This window comes from Roseovarius sp. MMSF_3359, assembly GCF_030733385.1.
In the GTDB taxonomy this organism is placed as follows: domain Bacteria; phylum Pseudomonadota; class Alphaproteobacteria; order Rhodobacterales; family Rhodobacteraceae; genus Roseovarius.
In genome coordinates, this window is record NZ_JASHJC010000005.1 from 191751 (window position 1) to 209798 (window position 18048).

15 protein-coding genes, 1 tRNA gene and 1 pseudogene are annotated in these 18048 nt (G+C 57.6%); 9 read left to right on the forward strand and 8 right to left on the reverse strand.

Going from position 1 to position 18048, the window contains the following annotated elements; genetic code table 11:
- Positions 1 to 91 precede the first annotated feature (91 nt).
- A complete protein-coding gene (locus RBB29_RS09515; RefSeq protein WP_306114827.1) occupies positions 92 to 778 on the forward strand; it encodes an outer membrane protein in 687 nt (228 codons plus the stop codon).
- 69 nt (positions 779 to 847) lie between these two features.
- On the forward strand, positions 848 to 1732 hold the full coding sequence (gene bla, locus RBB29_RS09520) for a class A beta-lactamase (protein ID WP_306114828.1): 885 nt from the start codon (positions 848 to 850) through the stop codon (positions 1730 to 1732).
- Between the two features lie 6 nt (positions 1733 to 1738).
- Here the strand turns inward: bla and RBB29_RS09525 are convergent, their stop codons facing one another.
- The 5 genes from RBB29_RS09525 to dapF all read right to left on the reverse strand — a co-directional run bounded on the left by RBB29_RS09525 (position 1739) and on the right by dapF (position 5840).
- On the reverse strand, positions 1739 to 2341 hold the full coding sequence (locus RBB29_RS09525) for a glutathione S-transferase (protein WP_306114829.1): 603 nt from the start codon (positions 2339 to 2341) through the stop codon (positions 1739 to 1741).
- A 45-nt stretch (positions 2342 to 2386) separates the two neighbouring features.
- Positions 2387 to 3016, reverse strand: coding sequence for an FMN-binding negative transcriptional regulator (locus tag RBB29_RS09530; protein ID WP_306114830.1), 630 nt, complete (start codon positions 3014 to 3016; stop codon positions 2387 to 2389).
- A gap of 82 nt (positions 3017 to 3098) precedes the next feature.
- The gene (locus RBB29_RS09535) at positions 3099 to 3749 is read right to left on the reverse strand and encodes a glutathione S-transferase (protein WP_306114831.1); all 651 of its coding nucleotides are present in this window, start codon (positions 3747 to 3749) and stop codon (positions 3099 to 3101) included.
- 4 nt (positions 3750 to 3753) lie between these two features.
- Positions 3754 to 5010: a tRNA (N(6)-L-threonylcarbamoyladenosine(37)-C(2))-methylthiotransferase MtaB gene (gene mtaB, locus RBB29_RS09540; RefSeq protein WP_306114832.1), complete on the reverse strand. Its 1257-nt coding sequence runs from the start codon at positions 5008 to 5010 to the stop codon at positions 3754 to 3756.
- Positions 5010 to 5840 (reverse strand): diaminopimelate epimerase, encoded by an 831-nt coding sequence (dapF, locus tag RBB29_RS09545; protein ID WP_306114833.1) that lies wholly within the window; start codon positions 5838 to 5840, stop codon positions 5010 to 5012. Before dapF ends, mtaB begins: the two co-directional genes overlap by 1 nt.
- A gap of 108 nt (positions 5841 to 5948) precedes the next feature.
- On the opposite strand from dapF, the gene RBB29_RS09550 reads away from it, so the two are divergent.
- Positions 5949 to 6024: transfer RNA gene (locus tag RBB29_RS09550), tRNA-Lys, on the forward strand.
- 124 nt (positions 6025 to 6148) lie between these two features.
- On the opposite strand, the pseudogene RBB29_RS22280 reads toward RBB29_RS09550, so the two are convergent.
- A pseudogene (locus tag RBB29_RS22280) lies at positions 6149 to 6298 on the reverse strand (RNA--NAD 2'-phosphotransferase); the annotation flags it as partial.
- A 376-nt stretch (positions 6299 to 6674) separates the two neighbouring features.
- Complete coding sequence (locus tag RBB29_RS09555; protein ID WP_306114834.1) at positions 6675 to 7631, reverse strand: DMT family transporter; 957 nt, start codon at positions 7629 to 7631, stop codon at positions 6675 to 6677.
- Between the two features lie 47 nt (positions 7632 to 7678).
- On the opposite strand from RBB29_RS09555, the gene RBB29_RS09560 reads away from it, so the two are divergent.
- Positions 7679 to 8182, forward strand: coding sequence for an Lrp/AsnC family transcriptional regulator (locus tag RBB29_RS09560; protein ID WP_306114835.1), 504 nt, complete (start codon positions 7679 to 7681; stop codon positions 8180 to 8182).
- 343 nt (positions 8183 to 8525) lie between these two features.
- Here RBB29_RS09560 and RBB29_RS09565 read toward each other — a convergent pair whose 3' ends face one another.
- Positions 8526 to 10838 carry an aminotransferase class III-fold pyridoxal phosphate-dependent enzyme gene (locus tag RBB29_RS09565; RefSeq protein ID WP_306114836.1) on the reverse strand — a complete coding sequence of 771 codons (2313 nt, stop codon included), beginning with the start codon at positions 10836 to 10838 and terminating at the stop codon, positions 8526 to 8528.
- Between the two features lie 143 nt (positions 10839 to 10981).
- Between RBB29_RS09565 and speB the strand changes: the two genes are divergently transcribed.
- The 5 genes from speB (at position 10982) to RBB29_RS09590 (ending at position 17669) form a co-directional block, all read left to right on the forward strand.
- On the forward strand, positions 10982 to 11926 hold the full coding sequence (gene speB / locus RBB29_RS09570) for an agmatinase (RefSeq protein ID WP_306114837.1): 945 nt from the start codon (positions 10982 to 10984) through the stop codon (positions 11924 to 11926).
- A 325-nt stretch (positions 11927 to 12251) separates the two neighbouring features.
- Positions 12252 to 13364 (forward strand): siderophore-interacting protein, encoded by a 1113-nt coding sequence (locus RBB29_RS09575; protein WP_306114838.1) that lies wholly within the window; start codon positions 12252 to 12254, stop codon positions 13362 to 13364.
- A 3-nt stretch (positions 13365 to 13367) separates the two neighbouring features.
- Positions 13368 to 14285, forward strand: coding sequence for an AraC family transcriptional regulator (locus RBB29_RS09580; RefSeq protein ID WP_306121135.1), 918 nt, complete (start codon positions 13368 to 13370; stop codon positions 14283 to 14285).
- An 82-nt stretch (positions 14286 to 14367) separates the two neighbouring features.
- Positions 14368 to 16452: a TonB-dependent receptor gene (locus RBB29_RS09585; RefSeq protein ID WP_306114840.1), complete on the forward strand. Its 2085-nt coding sequence runs from the start codon at positions 14368 to 14370 to the stop codon at positions 16450 to 16452.
- A complete protein-coding gene (locus tag RBB29_RS09590) occupies positions 16446 to 17669 on the forward strand; it encodes an MFS transporter (RefSeq protein ID WP_306114841.1) in 1224 nt (407 codons plus the stop codon). Before RBB29_RS09585 ends, RBB29_RS09590 begins: the two co-directional genes overlap by 7 nt.
- Positions 17670 to 18048 lie beyond the last annotated feature (379 nt).

Below are 18048 nucleotides of genomic sequence, written 5' to 3' on the forward strand. Positions count from 1 at the left end.
AACAGGGCGCGCATGTGTCGCGCTTGAGAGTACCGTTTTCCGGGTGTAAGCAAAAGCAAATCACCGCATCAACCCAGAAGGGTCATCCGAAATGACAAAATTTCTGAAATCCGCGATTGCCGCTTTCGTTCTGTCCGCCGCTCCTGCCGCGGCCGAGATGGAACTCAGCCTTTATGTTGGTGTTCAAAGTGTTCAGGGAGGCTCGGGATCCGGTACGTTCCCTGGCGGCGCCCCCGTCAACCGCAGCTTCAACTGGGAAGGCCGGCCGCTTGAGAACCCCTATTACTACGGTGGCCGGGCAATGTGGTGGACACAGAAAAACCTCGGCTTCGGCATCGAAGGCACCCATACCAAGGCCTACGCGTCGGATGCGGACCTTGTCGCCATCGGCGCCAGCAGCTTCGAGCTGTCGGACGGCCATAACATCATCACCGCCAACATCATGAAACGGTGGCCCGGCGCGTTCGGCAACCAGAGCTTCACGCCCTATGTCGGCGCCGGTGCCGGTGTGGCGATCCCGCATGTGGATGTCACCGTCAACGGCGCATCGAATCGCACCTTCGGTTATGAAACGACAGGCCCTGCCCTGCGCGGTATCGCGGGCATCAAGTATGATATCAACGAGCGTTGGGCGCTTTTCAGCGAGTACCAGTTCACCTGGTCCGACAATGACCTGACGATCGACGCTGATCCGCTCGTTCCCGGCCAGCTTCCCGGCAAGATCAGCACCGAGATCCTGACCCACGCGGTCAATTTCGGGATCAGCTACAGCTTCTGACGCGACCAAAATCAGCCGATGCAGGCCCGGCGTGCATCGGTTCAAACTCCTAAAAAAACGTGAGGCGAGATGACAATCAAGGTTGTCGGACGGTTTTTCTGTGCCGTCCTGTTATTGGCGAATTTACCCGTGGGCGGCGTTCAAGCCGCTGACCAGCAAGAGACATTCAGAACGCAGGTTACCGCGATAGAGGCCGAAATCGGCGGCCGCGTCGGCATCGCTGTTCATGATCTGAAGGGCAACACTCTCTTTTCGTACAAATCGGATCAACGGTTCCCCATGTCGAGCACCTTCAAGGCTCTGCTTTGCGGGGCGGTTCTGGCGCGGGTGGATGCCGGGCAAGAGAGCCTGGAGCGCGTCATCTCCTTTGACTCAGACGATATCGTCTCCTACTCCCCGGTGACGGAGAACCACGTGGGAAATGGCATGAGCGTCGCGGCGCTTTGCGAAGCCACTGTCACGATCAGCGACAATACCGCTGGCAATCTCCTTCTTGAGACGATGGACGGTCCAAAAGGCTTCACACAGTTCCTGCGCGATCTCGGTGACCCGACCACGCGGCTTGATCGCTGGGAAACCGCCCTGAATGAAGGGGCACCAAACGATCCGCGCGATACCACGACGCCCGATGCGATCCTTCGAAGCCTGAACAAGCTGGCGTTTCAGGAGGCGCTATCGCCCTCGTCCCGCAAGCAATTGCGCCAATGGATGATCGACGACAAGGTGGCTGATGCGCTGCTGCGGTCGGTGCTTCCCGATGGCTGGCGGATCGGCGACAAGACAGGCGCGGGCGGATATGGTGCGCGGGGAATCATCGCCTTTGTCGAGCCGCCCGAGGCCGAACCGGTGCTGATCGCCATCTACCTTGCCGAGAACAATCAGCCATTTGATACCCGAAACGCCACCATCGCCCGGCTGGGCGCGGTGATCTTCGATCTGCTGCAGGACCAGTAAACGGGCTTATTCGGGCGCGGTGGCCTTCATGCTGTCGCGCTCGGCAAAGACGGCAAACCAATCGTCAAGGGCGTCATTGCCCTTGCGCCATCCCCGGTCCCCATGGCGGAAATCCAGATAGGCCAACGCACAACCGATGGCGATATGGCTCATGTCCAGCGGGCCGGACAGGTGGCTCATCCATCGTTCGTTGACCACCGCGGCGGCACCGGCGACCTTTTTCCACTGCGCATCCAGCCAATCCTCGGATTGATGCTCGGGCGGGCGCAGGCGTTTTTCATAGGTCATGGTCACAGCGGCATCCATGATCCCGTCTGCCGTCGCCTCAAGCGTCAGCGTGTCCCAAAGGCGGTTGGCCGGATAAAGGCCCGAGACAGCATGATCGTCCAGAAACCGGGTAATCACCCGGCTGTCATAAAGCGCCGGCGCATCCGTGCGGATCAGGGTCGGGATTTTGCCCATCGGATTGGCCGCCGCCACGTTGGGGTCGGTGTTGAGCGGCGTGGTCGCCGCCGCGATCAACTCGACATCATCGGTCAGGTTGGCCTCGTGCAACAACACCCGCACCTTGCGTGCGAATGGGGAGGCATCGGCAGAAAGCAGTTTCATGGCGTGGTCTCCTAGATTTTTTGGGTCCGCCGCCGCGGCGACGACTCACCCTGTTGGTGCAACACCGCGCATCAATGCCGACAGGATACGCACCTCGTTGCCGATCCCAAAGCCCTCCATGTGATCCGCAGCGTTCTGCCGCACCTTATCGGGCTTGTTCTGACCAAGTTTCCAGGTGCCTTCGATCTTGTCGACCTGCATCCGGCAGGGGACGATCTGCCGCATCATCCGGTCAAGCACCTCGGGGGTCATCTTGCCCGTGGTCCACGGAGTCTTGGGCAGAAGGCGCTTTTCGAAAAGCTCGGATTGCCGATCGAGCAGATCACGCATCTCGTCGACGGGGCGCAATGTGATCTCACCGGTCAGGTGAACCGCGACATAGTTCCATGTGGGCACCTGATCGTCGACGTCATACCAATCCGGCGAGACATAGGAATGCGCCCCCTGCACCGCCAGCCGCGCTTTGAGCGGAGCAGTCTTCAGGGCCCGTGCGATGGGGTTCGACCGGACCAGGTGGAATTCGGTCACCGTGCCATCCGGCGATAGCAGAAACGGGATGTGGCTGATCAACGGCGCATCGGGCGTCGTCACGGCAAGAATGCCAAAGCCCTGCTCGCGCGCGAAGTCGATATTCTGCGCCTCGGTCTCCTTGCGGAACATGGTATTGGGGTGCATATTGCGCGGCCTTTCGGAACAATCGCGCGCATCATGGCGAACGGCTTCGCCTTTGCAAGCGATCAGTTGTTTCAGTCACGCATCATGTCTGTTTCAACTCATCATCGGGGAAAAGCACCGCCGGTGCCCCGGGTGTCCACGGCGGATATTTCCGCATGATTGCCGCGAAACGCCCGGAGGATTTGAAGGCTGCAAGCCAACGCGCCACATGCGGCAGCGGTTGCGCATGGAACCAGCACAGGTCAACATGGGCAAATTGCCGGACAAAGGGCAGGATCGCCATATCCGCCAAACCGGGCCGCTTCCCGAAGAGCCACTCCCCATGACCAAGGAGACCGTCCAGCCGGGCCAGGAATTCAACGGCCGTTGACCGCTCCGCCCCAATATCCACATCTTTATGGCGCGTGACGTATTTGTACCGGTCCAGCGCCGTCTTGAACGGGCCATCGTTCCACGCAATCAGGTCGTGGCCCTCGGGCGGCATATCCAGCCATTCGCCGGGGTCATGTCGTCTCAGCGCCCAGAGCATGATGTCGAGGCTTTCGTCGATCACCTCCACCCCGGTATCAAGGCAGGGAACCGTTGCCGTGGGCGATGTGGCGAGAAACGCATCGGGCTTGTCCCGCAGGACCACCTCGCGAAGCTCTACCCGTTGACCCGAGACCGCAAGTGCCAACCGGGCGCGCATCGCATAGGGGCATCGGCGAAATGACCAGAGGATCGGACGCGCCATCGGATCAGGCGACAAGCCGTTGCCCGTTCTGATCGCGAATCGTTGCGGTGACGATCTGCCCTTCTGCCTGATCCGAGGTGAAATCCACCTCGGTGAATTGCTCGGTCCGGCCCATGCGCGGATTTTCCATCAGAACCTGGTGACGCTGACCGATCTGGCCCCGAAGATGGGTATCGACCTGCCGCGCGCCCGCGGCCCGCAAGCGTGCCGCACGGTCCTTGATCGCAGTGCCGTCGACCTGCGGCATCCGCGCGGCAGGTGTGCCCGGACGCGGCGAATAGGGAAAAACATGCAGCCAGGTCAGGTCACATTCCTTGACCAGCCGGAGCGAGTTTTCGAACTGCGCCTCCGTCTCGGTCGGGAAACCCGCGATGATATCCGCCCCAAAGGTCATCTCCGGGCGCAGGCGGCGTGCCTCCTCGGCAAACCGGATGGCATCGTCGCGCAGGTGGCGCCGTTTCATCCGCTTGAGGATCAGGTCATCGCCATGTTGCAGGCTCAGATGCAGATGCGGCATCAGCCGGGGTTCGGTCGCAATGGCCTGCATCAGGTTTTCGTCCACCTCGATCGAATCGATGGAAGAAATGCGCAGCCGTGGCAGGTCGGGGACCAGCTTGAGAATACGCATCACCAGATCACCCAGCTTCGGCCCCGCTGGCAGGTCAGCGCCCCAGCTCGTCAGGTCCACCCCGGTCAGCACAACCTCGTTATACCCACGATCCACAAGCCGCTTGATCTGATCGACAACAACACCGGCGGGAACCGAGCGCGAATTCCCGCGGCCATAGGGGATGATGCAGAAGGTGCAGCGGTGATCGCAGCCATTTTGAACCTGCACATAGGCCCGCGACCGGGTGCCGAACCCGTCAATCAGATGCCCGGCAGTCTCTGTCACCGACATGATGTCATCGACCTGCACCGCCTCGGTCTCGCCGATGAAATCCGCGGCCAGCCCTTTCCAGGTGTCAGGCTGCATTTTTTCTGTGTTGCCGATGACCGCATCGACCTCGGACATGGCGGTGAAGGTCTCGGGCTCCGTCTGCGCCGCACACCCGGTCACGATCAGCCGCGCGTCGGGGTTTTGGCGGCGGAGCTTGCGGATTTCCTGCCGCGCCTTGCGGACTGCTTCCGAGGTCACGGCGCAGGTGTTGACGATCACCGCGTTTTCCAGACCGGCAGCGTCGGACAACTCCTTCATCGCCTCGGTCTCATAGGCGTTCAAGCGGCATCCCAGTGTGGTAAAGACCGGCGCGCTTGCCATCATACCGCCCCAAGGAAACCGGCGGTCAGAACACCGTCGCAAACATGGGTCGTGGGCCCGGTCATCCAGACGCCGTCATCGCGCCAGTCGACATCAAGACGACCGCCATCAAGGTCGATGCGCACCGCGGGGCCGGTCAACCCCTTGCGCGCTGCCGCCACCGCCGTCGCACAGGAAGACGACCCCGATGCCAGGGTGATGCCGACGCCACGCTCCCAGACACGCATGCGGATATGGTCAGGCCCAATGACACTGGCGACCTGCACATTGGTGCGTTGCGGATAGAGCGCATGGGTCTCGTATCGCGGCCCGAATTGTTCCAGCGGGATCGCCTCGGCATCCTCGACGAAAAACGTGCAATGCGGGTTGCCCATGCCGGTCGCCGTCGGGTGTCCCTCTATGGGCAGTTCCAGCGTATCCATCTCTTCCAACAGGGGAATTTCGGACCAGTCGAGCTGCGGTAAACCCATATTGACCGAGGTCAGCCCGCCGCCCGCGTCCCGGGCAAACAGGTCGCCGCGCGCCGTCGTCAGGCGCAGGCTATCGCGCCCGCCTTCATCCATCAGATAGCGCGCGATGCAGCGGGTCGCATTGCCGCAAGCATCCGACGTGGTGCCGTCGGCGTTGTAGAAGGTCAGATGTGCGTCCGCCGCACCCTCTTCGATGATGGCCAACTGATCGAATCCGATCCCGAACCGTCGGTCACCAATCGCAATCGCCATGGCGGGCGTCACGTCGATCCGCCGCGCGCGCCCATCCAGCACGACAAAATCGTTTCCCAGCCCATGCATCTTCATAAAGGGCAACGTGTTATCGCTGTCAGCGGCCATCGAGGCGCATATAAACCCGGCGAATTGATGAATCCAGCACAACAGTCGATTTACTTGGATTTTCGGGCTTGACCCCCGGGTCGCGTCTTTCTAGATAGGCCGCCTAGTGGGCCGTTAGCTCAGTTGGTAGAGCAACTGACTTTTAATCAGTGGGTCGCAGGTTCGAATCCTGCACGGCTCACCACTACAAAATATTGTCATTAGCGCATAAGCGTGCAATTGCCGCGTTTAGCGGTAGATGTCACCGCAAAGCAGCGTGATCGTTTTGGGCAGATTTCATAGCAAGCGGGCTCAGTTTTTAGCTTTTGTCAGACAGTTTGCCCGAATCCAAGATAGCTTGCAGGCACGTTATCTTTGAGCCAAACAACATTGTCTGCACAGAAGAATTCGAAGCCATCGTCGAACATTCGCTTAGCTTCGATACGTAATGCAACTGGCTTGCCGTGCCGCTGGCCAACGCGCTCGGCGGTTTGGCTACGGCTTCTCCATTAAATGCCAGAGATGCGAAACGGGGCTGAATGTCGCCGACAGTGAAGCGGAACCGCTTTTGCATTCCGCTGTTCGGATCGAAAGCGACGTCTAGAATTCTCTCCCGAAGTGGTCGTGTCATCCTATTTATGAAGGAAGAAGCACGATTGCTCGAAGCCAGGTTGAGGCGGATGTCTTTCAGATAGAAGTCGTCGTTTAGCATCGCGGCAAGTGAACTCTATGACAACCGTTGAACCGTAGTTCGTGAAACTCCGCAAAGTCCCGCTTAGTTGTCTATGGAATCCATGCAGCTAAGGTTCGAAACGAGTCCAACATACTCATTTGTCAGATTCCAGCGAATGGCCGCTATTGGAGGTCGCTATCCGCCGGAACCGGCATCGTCGCGGGCTTGTGAACGACCATGCCGATCATGACGAGGACCACGCCAAGGACATCAACTGCGCTTGGAATCTGGCGCAGGACGATGACGCCGATGATCGTGGCGGCCGCAGGAAGGAGAGCGAGCAGGAACGCGAAGCCGGCGCGTGGCAGACGGGCCATCGCGAGCTGATCGCAGACATAGGGAATCACGGAGGAACAGATGCCGACGCCGATTCCGGCCAGCACCAGAAAAGGCGCGCTGAAGGCTTCGAGAGCTTGTAGGAACCCGATGGGCATCACGAAGATGAATGCCGCTGTCATGGCAGTGCCAAGACGTTCGACACCGCCAGAAGCGCCACCTTCGGAAATCTTGTGGCCGAGGATGATGTAGAAGACAAAGAGCGACCCGTTCAGCACGGCCCAGAGCAGGCCAAGTAGGTCGGATGTGAGATCAGGACCTTCCGCCGCCAGTAGCGACGGCACATCGATCAAAAGGGCCACACCAATTATGGCGAAGGCGAAGGCCAGATAGTTGCGCCCCGTGCGGAGACCCCAGAGGGCGATTCCGATGGTGCCGACGAATTCGATGGCAGCAACGAGTGATATCGGAAGCCGATCGAGGGCCAGGTAGAAAGAGCAGTTCATCACGGCGAGACAGCCTCCGAGCGCAAGAAGAAGCAGGCGCTCGCGGGGCGAAGATTTCTTGAAAGTGCGCCAGGGTTTCGTGATCGGTGCGAGGACCAGCGCGGCCGAAGCGATGCGGAACCAGGCAACGCCAAGCACACCTACGACTGGGAAAAGCAGAACCGCGAAAGCCGGGCCGAGATAGTGGAACACGGCGGAAACGCCGAACCACGCGTGAGGGGGAACGGCCTGAGACATTCGCGACATTGCTCCGTAGGCGTTGGCGATGGCGGGATTTGCGGGAGCTTGATCTGTCATGCATCCATAATGCAAGGTGGAGATAGATCGAGACATGGAGATTAACGATGTCATTTGCTGAATTAGATGCAAGAAAGAAGGAAAGAGGGTCTGATGGCCTTCGATCCGAAGAAACGGGCCTTGACAGCGTCGACGCCGCGATTCTTCGCGAGCTTTGTGCGGATGCCCGTATTCCCCGTGCAGAGCTGTCTCGTCGTGTTGGTCTGTCTGCCCCGAGCGTGGCGGATCGTGTGCGGCGCCTTGAGGATGTAGGCGTCATAACCGGATACGGCGCTCGCATCGACCCGGCCCGTCTTGGCTATGGCGTGACGATCCTGATCCGTGCGCGCCCGGTGCCGGGTGAGATGAAGAATATGATAGAGGCGATCCAGGAGACGCCTCAGATCGTGACTTGCGACCGCGTTTCTGGTGAGGATTGCTTCGTGGCCCGCGCGCATGTCCGCGACGTGGCCGAGATGGAGGCCGTGATCGACCGGATCGTGCCGTTCGGTGCAACCAATTCGTCTATCGTTCAATCGTCACCAATCGAAGAACGGCTGATCGAACTATAGGGTCGTGCGAGCGGAAACGGACACTGATCCGATGGCCGCTTAGTCTGCGGTTCAGACAAGTACCGCCACCAAGACTGAGCAGGTGCGGCGAATGAACGCAATGTAGGCTGCGAACGCAGCACCTTGAAGGTGCGGCGAACGTCCGGATTGGGTCGTTCACACAGACTGTAGAAACTACAAATTATCGAATTCTCACGTTGCGGAATCTGCTGTGCTACCGACTTTGTTATACTGCAAGAGCGAAGTTTTTTTTGTGCACGATAAACGTGTCTGCAAGTAGTAGGATTCAGCAGTCGGAGATAAGAGCGTCAACCCTGTTGCCATTTTGCTGAGGCCTGAACTGCTACGTCCCGACCATTGATGCAAGCTCAGCATTCATGGCTTCTAGCAGTTGATCCGCATTTTCGGACGAGAACACCAAGGGCGGACGAATCTTGATGACATTGTCGAAAGCGCCATTCACAGACAACAGAAAGCCCCGACTTCGCAGACCGTCCACGAGCGCGTGCGCGGATTTGCTCGCAGGCGCTCGCGTGTTGCCGTTCTCGACGAGATCGACACCAAGAAACAGCCCCTTGCCACGGATGTCACCAATGCAATCATAACTTACGCTCAATCTGCGCAAACCCGATATCAGTCGGTCGCCCGTACTGTTGACACTGGTTAGAATTTTCTCCTGCTCGACGATATCAAGCACGGCATTGCCGACGGCTGCTGCAACAGGACTGCCTGCGAATGTGTTGAAATACGCAGCTCTGGCGGCGAATTCATCCATGATGTCGCGTTTTGCGGCGACGACGGCGATGGGAAAACCGTTGCCCATGGGTTTTCCCATCGTGACGATATCCGGCACCACTCCGGAATCCTGAAATCCCCAAAAGTTCTCGCCCAGTCTGCACAGTCCTGATTGGACCTCATCGACAACCACCAGCCCCCCGGCACCTCTGACCCTTTTGAACAGCTTGCGCAGATAGTCGGGAGGGGCACAGAAAATCCCTGGATTGTCGAAAATGGCATCAATCATCACCATCGCTAGTCCGTGCGGGGATTGCACCATATCTTCTATGGCGCCGTCTGCCAGCGCTGCGAACTTTTCCCCGATGTCTGTTTCGTCAGGGCCGACCTGACCGCGATACGTATCGGGTAGCGGGATCGTGGCCACGTGCGATGGGTAGTTGGCACGATCCGCCGCGTTCAGCGAAAGGTCGGCCACGGCTATCGTATTGCCATGATACGCGCCCTCGGACACGAGCACACCCTGTTTGCCAGTGACGGTTCGGGCAATCCGATACGCGAGGTCGTTGGCTTCCGATCCCGTGCATACGAACATGCAGGTATCGATTTCATCGGGAAGCGTGGCTGAAATCCGCTCGGCATAACGGACCACTTCGTCATGCAAATACCGTGTGTGGGTGTTCAGTGTGCCAACTTGCTGGTTCAGGGCGTCGAGGACATACGGGTTACAATGCCCTACGGATGGGACATTGTTGTAGCAATCCAGATATTTCCGACCCTCCCCGTCATACAGATAAACACCCTTACCTCTGACGACATGAATGGGTTCCTTGTAGTGCAGCTTGTAAGTTGGGCTCATCACTCTTTGCCGACGGCCCAGCAAACGCTCAGCGGCTTCAGGGACCGCGCCGGTGTGGAGCTTGTTGACATGAAGTGACAGTGATGCCAGCAGGCCAGATTTAGAGGCGTCAAGCACGTCCTTTTGACGCTGCGAGGCTGGAAGCAAAGCGTATTTGCAAGTACCAAGTCCGACGCTCAGTAGACCGCGCAGGATTGCGGCATCAAGCAAAAGCTCTTTCTCTTCTGGCCACAGCGGAAACGTGTCGTTAAATCCGCTTTCGAGCGCAGAGAGGATCGCGCCGGGGTTGTCAGGGTGGCGCTCGATCATGCTTGCGACAGAAACAGCCAATTCCTGAAGCAGTGGTGCAAAAATCGCGTCTCCAAAATCGATCAGGCCACTGATTTTGCCACCAGTCCCGGTCAGGATGTTGCCCGGATGCACATCATTGTGAATGACCTGGGCGCGTAAGCCCTGCAGCGCAGGGAGTGTTTCGGTCTGCAATCGGTCTAAATGTGGGGCAATCGAAGTTGTTACTTCGGGATCAAGAAATCCTAACAGCTCATCGGAAAAGGCCAGCCCGTTGCACATGTCCCAAGGCATCGGACGACGGGCGGCAGGGTGGAAAAAGCCTGCCAAAGACCGGCAGATATAGCCCTGAAACCTACCAACATCGATCAGCGTGTTCCGGCCCACAGAACCTTTCGTTTCCAGCGGGTCGCCGGCCACGTATGTCACCAAACGCATCGCATGCTGAACGCCATTGTCAAAAACATGATCGCAATACAGCGCGCCGTCTTTCGTCCTAATGTTGTTCGGTATCGAGGGGTCAGGTGCCACCTTTTGCAGATGATCAAAAAGCTGCGCCTGAAAATCAATCGCATCGATACTTTCGGCTTGTCCAGAAATTTTGAGAACAAGCTGTCTGCCGCAATCTGTCTGCACGCGGACATTCTGGTCGCGCTCACCCCGTAGGAGGATAAACTCCCCCTGCACGCCATAATATTTGTCCAGAACTTGCGCCGCTTCCGTATCCGAAATCTGCGGAGGGGTAAATTCGCTGAAGATGTCCGAAACGTTCATTGAGTTTCCCTTCAGGCGGCACAAGATGACACTGTGCCTTCCCGTATCTATCCTAGACGAGAGACTTGCACCGAAGCCACCACAAGGTAAATGTTTGTTTATTGAACCCGGTTGCGCGATGCCTTGCCCAGAATGGATAGCCAATGTCAAAAAATTCAACGGATGGTTTCAAGGGACCGATCACAGCCAATTCATTTTCGGGATCCACCACCTTCTTCCGGCGTCATGCCGGTATGAATTTTGGCGATGCTGATGTGGTTGTTTACGGTCTGCCTTATGATCTGGGGGTCAGCAATCGACCGGGATGTCGCTTTGGACCTCGTGCCATTCGAGAGGCCTCGCTCCAGCTTGCCTGGGGGGATGTCTGGCCCTGGGGATTTGATCCCTTTGACCGGCTTGCCGTTCTGGATGCTGGGGATATCGAATACACTTATGCAGTACGTGAGGAGTTTGCGACGGCCGCCCATGATCGTGCCCGCGACGTAGCCGCTGCCGGGGCAATCCCGTTCTCTTTGGGAGGTGACCACGGGGTCACCTACCACTCGATCAATGGAGTTAGCGAAGTAAACGGGCCGGTCGCACTTGTCCACTTCGATGCCCATACCGATACCAGCAAGGGACCAGAGGTTCAGCATGGCACGATGTTCCGTATCGCCGATGAAGAGGGAACCATAGTCGCCGACAAATCTATTCAGATCGGCATTCGCACCTCCTATCTGACGGATGATGCGTATCTGCGCGTTCATGCGCCCGACGTCATGAATGTCCCGGCAGCGGAAACCGCTCAGAAAATCCTGGACCGGGTCGGAGATATGCCGTGCTATCTTTCTTTCGATATCGACTGCCTCGACCCGGCTTATGCACCGGGTACGGGTACGCCAATCCCCGGCGGCATCAGCACCTTACAAGTGCTCGAGATATTCCGGGCAATGGGCAAGCTTTGCACGAAACAGCAACTGAACATTGTTGGTATCGACATTGTCGAAGTGGCCCCTTGTTACGATCATGCTCAAACGACCTCTCTTGCTGCAGTTCAAGTTGCACACGAATTGCTGTGCTTGCTGTCCTGTGCGGGATCAGGTCGCTGACGTCTTGGCCTGACAATTTGAGTTGAGTGTTCTGTATCCCGCAAGCCCAACACGTAAGCACATTCTCGCGCCGAAAGTGGTGCGGCCCGTCAAACCGGCCATTCGCCGCACGTGCGAAATCTGAAGACAGAGAAATTCACAGTTCGCGGGACATACCGCAGCCTCCCAGCCCATCTACCAACGGCAAGTATGGGCCGGTTTTTCCAGTAGCATAAATTTCGAATACCGTACGCTTCGCATGGAAGTCGTTGGCTGGCCAGATTGCTAATGCTCAAAAAAAAGACTACTGACTCCGTGCCAGCAAAATAGCCGATGCCATCAAGCATTGACCGAAGCCAGCGACAAATCGTCCCAAAAACTGGAGCTGGTAATGGTCGCCTCATCATCCGTCGCTGAAACTGTTGTTCCGACACAGAACGCTCAACACATGTTGGATTTGTTTTCGAAACATATCCGTGACGATCATGGCATGGAGTTTTCGATAGATGCCGACGGCACGCATTTCATAGAGCAGGAAGTCTTCCGCGTTGAGTTTGGCGTGAAGGCGGATGGTTTGCGGGTACGCGTGGTGAGACCCAATGATAGCGCGCTGATCTTTTTCAAAGAAGAAATCGTTCATCATGTCGAAGAGATTGATGCCGAGGCTGCCGCAGCGATCCGCTGGCACCAGGACAAAGACAACGGCCAGGAAGGGGAGTTGCCGTCTAATTTTCGGCTAATGACCGTTCTGCAAAGCAGGTTGCTGTTTGACGGGATGCAGCGTGTCACTGTTTACGCCCCGGACATTGCCGAAGACGGCGGTCAGGGCATTCATGTTCGCCTGATGATGCCGCTTGAAACCGGGCGGGCACCGGTCTGGCCCCGTATGGGCGCCAACGGTATCCCCATTTGGCCACAAGGGCGGGACAAACTACACGCCCGGTTCGTCACGATCAAAAACATGAGGCCAAATGACAACGAGATCGACATTGACATTGTACGGCATCAGTCCGGTCTAATTTCTCAATTTGCCCAAACAGCGCGCGAAGGCCAGGTTGTCGGTTGCATGGGTCCCGCGGGTATGGACTGCCTGCCCGTTCATGCGCGGTACTTTTTGGGCGCGGACCTCACCGGGTTGCCTGCGGTCGCTCGGCTGATGGAAAAGATGCCCGTTGACGCTTGCGGCGACGTCGTGGTGGCCCTGCCCGAAAACGTCGACTACCTGCCGCCGTCATCCTTGAAGGTGCACACGCTGGACCCTGCAGAGTTCGAAGAGAAGGTCGTTCCGCTCATGCAGCAGTTAACCGACGAAGAACCCATAGATTACGGCTTCTTTGCAGGTGAATTTACGAATGCCCAAGCAATAAGGAAACACTTCAAGCGGGTCTTGTCATTGGACAAAACCACGCAGATCAGCACCGCCTATTGGCGACGTGGCCGCCCGGGTTTCGGGAGTTGAACCATGGTTTCTGAACCGTCCTTCCCGAGAGACGTCACGACCTCGCGCGCGGCTGATTTTGACAAGGACTTTGAACTCCGTTCGGTGAACGCCAAGTCGAACGTGCTTGGCATCGGGCAAATCGAAAGCATACCGATCTGGCCGGGCCTGAAGATGATGCGGGCCAATCTGCGCGGCCAAGTGGCCTATGAAGCGACCCTGCAAGGCCATCAGGGTCTTATCGTCGAAGTGCGGCTGGATGGTGTTTCCCGGACGCGAGAAATCGGCGGGTCGAGATGCGCGGAACTTGGCGCTGGCTCGGTCGAGATCACGGCTTGCCCCAGCCCCGCGTTGTGGCACGTGACAGCGCCTGCACAGGAAAGCTTCAGGACCGTCGCCATGGCATGCGGTGATGCCTTTTTGGACGCGCTGAATGACAGCGACAGCGAGTTGGCGGAGCGGTGTCACACCTTGATGCATCAAGAGGGCATTTCAATTGAGGCCGCAACGCCATACGCAATTTGCCTGGCCCAGAGACTTCTGGACATCGACCACACGGCGCCTTCTGCAAAGTTGAGCGCGGCGGGCTGTGCAATGGAGCTTCTTGCAGAGGTCTTGCCCAAGGTGTCGATGAAAACGACCGAGGATGACCGGATAGAATTTGCGCTGAATTACATTGCGCAGAACCCTGGTGCGGACGTGACCATTTCGCAGATCGCGCGCGCGGCACGGATGTCTCCTACAAGTCTGAAATCGCTGTTCCGCGCATCGCAGGGCCGTTCGATTGGCGCTGTGATGAAGGAGAAGCGGCTACAACTGGCACGCAGGATGTTGAGCACAGGCACGGGCCTGAAGGATGTTGCGCACTGCCTCAACTATAGTGGTGCCGAGACGCTGGCGCGTGCCCTCCGGCAGAGTGCGCCGTCCGAATTGTCAGAATAAATGTCTGAATTGCCGGAACGGCTCTGTTTTTTCCGACAAGCAGGTACCTTAGTAAATCAATCGGGATTTATGTGAGGGTGCAATGAAACGGAGCTTAACACTCGTCGCTATGCTGCTGGGGTCAACGTCGATCGGCATGGCGCAAGAAGGACAGGATGGTTTTCTTGGAACCATCGTCCTCGGGGAACGGACGGAACGGGCGTTGTCGGAAACCTATGTCGGCGCATCCGTCTTGGATGGGGACGACCTGAAAGAGACCACTGTCGGCGAACACATCAATGAAACACTGACTGCAACGCCCAACCTTTTTGTCGAAGGGAAAAGCGAGGTCCCCTCATTGCGCGGCATCCAAGGCGGCGGACCTGGCGGCACCGTTTCTGCGGGCCTGACAGGTGCCTTGCCACGTCTGTCATTTGTCATAGACGGCGTCACCCGGCCGGTGGTCCTGCCCAACTCAAGCGGTTCGTCTCTTTGGGACGTGCAACAGATCGAAGTGTTGCGGGGACCACAATCATTGCTGCGCGGGCGTTCGGCCTATGCGGGGGCGATCATCGTCACGACCAACATTCCAACTTTTGAACCCGAGGCCGCCCTGCAATTCGGGTTTGAGCATGATGATTTTCACGGCATCAACGCGGTGGCCAACGGCATGGTCTCCGGCACGCTGTCCGAAAACATCGCAGGGCGATTGACCTTCGAGTTTGCCAACGGGTCCGATCCGCGACGCGCCACGGATGTGCGAGACCACTGGATTGTTGACTACGACAACATCCGGGTTCGCGGCAAACTGTTGGGAGAGTTCGAGACAGGTGCGGGTGGCCTGACACTTAACCTGTTGGCAGAACATCAATCAGGGCAGACACCTCAGACGAGGAATACCGTACAGACGTCCACGCTTACCGGGCGCCCGCTTGACCAAAGACTGCTGGTCAACGCAGCCTCGGGTCCGCTGGGCATCCCTGCGCGCACTTTTGATACATACACGAATGTGCTGTCGTTTGATGCCGCGTTGGACATGGGTCACGGCACTCTGCGTTCGATCACGTCCTACGTGGATGACGGTTACAAATCCATCCCCGAGCAGGTCTATCCGTTTCCCTTCGACGTCACGGAAACAACCTACACGCAGGAGTTTCTCTATGAGTTCGGACCCGATGAACGTGTCAAATCTGGTGAGCTCTCAGGCCTGCTAGGGTTTTCATATGAACATCGCGAACAGCAGACCGATATCTCCGGCCTGTTTCAGTTTGTCAGTGATATCGAAACCAAATCGACCGCAGGTTTTGTTGACCTGCGATACGGCATAACTGACCAACTGACGGTCTTCGGTGGTTTGCGCGCCCAGAAGTTCGAAGACAGCAGGCGTCAGACATCCACGTTCGGGCCGACAACCGGCACCCAGATCTTTGATGATACCGAACGCATTCTGCTCCCGGCTCTCGGCCTCGCGTATTATTTTGACGAAAACAAAGTGCTCAGCGGCTCTGTTCGTACCGGTTTCAATCCCGGTGGATCTTCGGTCAATATCTTTACCGGACAACCCTTTACCTACGACAGCGAAAGCGTGGTCACCACAGAAGTGACCTATCGGCAAGAAGCGGCAGACGGACGCTATGAGTTTGGGATCACGGGTTTCTACAACGAGTTCGATGATCCACAGCTATACGCAGAGCTGGTGCCAGGTAATCGTGCCTCCTTGCAGGTCATCAACCAAGAGGAAGGCAGAAGCTACGGCCTGGAGCTGGATGGTAGCATTCAGGCGACGGACCGGTTGCGCTTGTCCGGATCACTTGGGTTGCTTGAAACCGAGATTACGAAGCCGCAGACCGGCAATCCCGGCTTGAATGGCAATTCCTTTGGACAGGATCCGAGCCTGACGCTCTCGATTGGCGCGGACTATGCGTTCAACAGTGTGTGGAGCATGGATACACGCGCCACTTACCGTGGGGAATCCTACAACGATTTCAACAACATTGCCGCCGACAAGGTCGGGGATTACTGGATCGTGGATGTCGGTGTCACGGCACGGAAGGGCAATACCGAGTTTCGCGGCTACGTGAAAAACCTCTTTGACGAGACAGGCGTCACAAGGTTCGTCGCAGGCAGAACATTTGCCGATGTGACCGACCCCATGACCATTGGACTGACGATGACGACACGATGGTAGAAGCGGTGACGGTTGAGGAACGCAACGTCCTGAAAAGTGTGGCCGTCCTGACCTTCTCGGCCGGGTTTGTCGCGCAGTTCTTCGCGCAGGGGGTGTCGCTTTTTCTGCGCGATGCGGGGGTCGCCTCAAACGTCATTGGCCTGATCTATCTGGCGGCCATTCCCTATACGCTGCGCTTTGTCTGGGCGCCGCTCATAGACCGCAGTTCGCTTGGTGGCAGGGGACGGTTCGACCGTTGGATTCTGGTTTCCAATGCCGCGCTGTGTTTGCTTTTGGTTGTTCTCGCTGTCCTGAAACCGTCAGAACAGGCTCTGTTGATCATATTGGTTGTCGGCGCGGCGATGCTCGTGCTCGGCACGCTTCAAACCGCCTTAGGGGGTCTCTTGGTGGAGGGTCTCTCCGCGACCCTCTATCCGCGCGGCGCCTCCCTTCAGGCGGCAACATCTGCCGCGGCGGGCATGGTGCTGGGCGGATGCGTGCTGTACCTGATTGGCCCGCTCGGCTGGGGGCCGGTTGTCTGGGCTTTGTTTACAGTCTGTCTGGCGATCACGGTGTTGGCGGCGCTGGCCCTGACCCTTGATCACAACGCGACGGCATCTCGGGGAAAGCAGCCCAGGTTGTGGGACCAGTTTTCGGTGTTCAAGGACGCGCGCGCCAGACGATTGTTGCTTGTTTCGGTGAGTGTCAGTGCCGCGGTGGTCATTCCATACGCCTCCAAGTCGGTATTGCTGATAGATGCAGGCTTTTCAATTTCCGACAGTGGGTTGATAGGCATCGTCGCTGGGAATGCGGCCGGTTTCTGCGGTGCATTGCTTGTCCGACCGCTGATCGAAAGAAAAGGCGGTTACTTCGCGCTCACGTTGCTGGCAGGCTTGAACGTGACCGTCGTGATTTGTCTGATCTTGAGCCTCGGAACAGAGCCCGGGGCCGCCGCGATCGTCACGCTTGTTCTGTTTGCCAATTTCAGCGTTTTTGCTGCGTATACCGCGGGCCGGTCGGTTTTGATGCCACTTTGCTCACCCGGGCAACAAGCCACACAGCTTGCAAGTTTCGTGGGAGTAGAGGCTGTTCTCTATCTCATTATCGCCGGAGCGGGAGTATCAAGTCTGGATAAAGTTGGCCTAATTCCACTACTATCGGTTGGCGCAGGTTTATCGTTGGTCGGCTGTTTGCTGGCGTCTCGTGCGCGCGATCGCCCGACTGTCGTGGCAAGCTAATCTGCGCCTGCAACCTGCAATCCTGTCCTTCAACTACGCAAGGAGTTCGCTTGAGCAGCGAACGGCGGCTATGCAGGCTGCAGGCGCAGACAGTTTGAACGGTCACGAATGTCCACTAAGGGCCGCGACAATCAAGTTGAGCAGCTTTATTGCCCCTCAAGAACGATTGTCAGAAAATCATCCCTCCACTCCCGGACCTACGACGCGAGCGGGTAAATCTCTACTTTCTGGTCGTCCTCGCTTATATTCCCAAGGACATGCCGAGCGGTGGATTGATAAAAAGCAGCTCCACGCACCCACGCTTGGTGGAAAACCGCCCGGAAGGGCCTGTCAACTATCTGAAAATCAGGCTATGCCTAGGGTTGTATTGAATAACTAC